Here is a 1,804-nt window from a genome sequence, read left to right on the forward strand (position 1 = left end):
GGGGTGTTTGTGGTGTGGTGGTTAACGTGGGAGAGCCCCCCAACCTGGTGGTTGGGGGGCTCTCGACCTGTAATGATGTTCCGGCGGTGACCTACTCTCCCACACCCTCCCGGGTGCAGTACCATCGGCGCTGTGGGTCTTAGCTTCCGGGTTCGGAATGGGACCGGGCGTTTCCCCCACGCTATGACCGCCGTAACCCTTCGACCCGTCACACCCGAAAAAGGGGGGTGTGTGGGAAATCTGGTTACAACATGCTCCTGCAACTTTTGGTTGCAGGTGTGGTGTTGTTATTGTGTTGTGTTTTTTGTTCCCTGCAACGTGCCCGTGGTGTCGGGTTTGTTGTTTGGGAACCACATAGTGGACGCAAGCAGTCTTGTTATCTTCGTACCACCCCTGGGTGCAAACCTCTTTTGAATAGGTTTACGGGGGTGGTGTGTGGTGTAAGTTATCGGCCTATTAGTACCGGTCAGCTTCACGAGTCGTTAGTCCTCGCTTCCACATCCGGCCTATCAACCCAGTGGTCTGGCTGGGGGCCTCTCACACACAAGGTGTATGGAAATCTCATCTCGAAGCGAGCTTCCCGCTTAGATGCTTTCAGCGGTTATCCCATCCGAACGTAGCTAATCAGCGGTGCACTTGGCAGTACAACTGACACACCAGAGGTTCGTCCGTCCCGGTCCTCTCGTACTAAGGACAGCCCTTCTCAAATTTCCTGCGCGCGCAGCGGATAGGGACCGAACTGTCTCACGACGTTCTAAACCCAGCTCGCGTACCGCTTTAATGGGCGAACAGCCCAACCCTTGGGACCTACTCCAGCCCCAGGATGCGACGAGCCGACATCGAGGTGCCAAACCATGCCGTCGATATGGACTCTTGGGCAAGATCAGCCTGTTATCCCCGAGGTACCTTTTATCCGTTGAGCGACGGCCATTCCACAATGTACCGCCGGATCACTAGTCCCGACTTTCGTCCCTGCTCGAGATGTCTCTCTCACAGTCAAGCTCCCTTGTGCACTTACACTCGACACCTGATTGCCAACCAGGCTGAGGGAACCTTTGGGCGCCTCCGTTACTTTTTAGGAGGCAACCGCCCCAGTTAAACTACCCATCAGGCACTGTCCCTGACCCGGATTACGGGCCGAAGTTAGATGTCCAAAGTGACCAGAGTGGTATTTCAACGATGACTCCACCCGAACTGGCGTCCGGGCTTCAACGTCTCCCACCTATCCTACACAAGCCACTCCGAACACCAATACCAAACTATAGTAAAGGTCTCGGGGTCTTTCCGTCCTGCTGCGCGTAACGAGCATCTTTACTCGTACTGCAATTTCGCCGAGTTTATGGTTGAGACAGCGGGGAAGTCGTTACTCCATTCGTGCAGGTCGGAACTTACCCGACAAGGAATTTCGCTACCTTAGGATGGTTATAGTTACCACCGCCGTTTACTGGGGCTTGAATTCTCAGCTTCGCCCGCAAGGGCTAACCGGTCCTCTTAACCTTCCAGCACCGGGCAGGAGTCAGTCCGTATACATCGTCTTGCGACTTCGCACGGACCTGTGTTTTTAGTAAACAGTCGCTTCCCCCTGGTCTCTGCGGCCCCGATCCCCTCCCACCAGCAAGTGGTGTTCAAGGTTGGGGCCCCCCTTCTCCCGAAGTTACGGGGGCATTTTGCCGAGTTCCTTAACCATAATTCTCTCGATCGCCTTAGTATTCTCTACCTGATCACCTGTGTCGGTTTGGGGTACGGGCGGCTAAAACCTCGCGTCGATGCTTTTCTCGGCAGCATAGGATCACCAAATCCCCCC

At 55.1% G+C, this 1,804-nt stretch carries 2 rRNA genes; both read right to left on the minus strand.

The features are described 5' to 3' along the window. Nucleotides 1-78: 78 nt before the first annotated feature. Nucleotides 79-195 (minus strand): 5S ribosomal RNA (gene rrf, locus ACX80X_RS21140). A 240-nt stretch (nucleotides 196-435) separates the two neighbouring features. Then, nucleotides 436-1,804, minus strand: a 23S ribosomal RNA gene (locus ACX80X_RS21145); the annotation flags it as partial.

It is taken from the genome of Pseudarthrobacter sp. MDT3-1 (assembly GCF_054510755.1).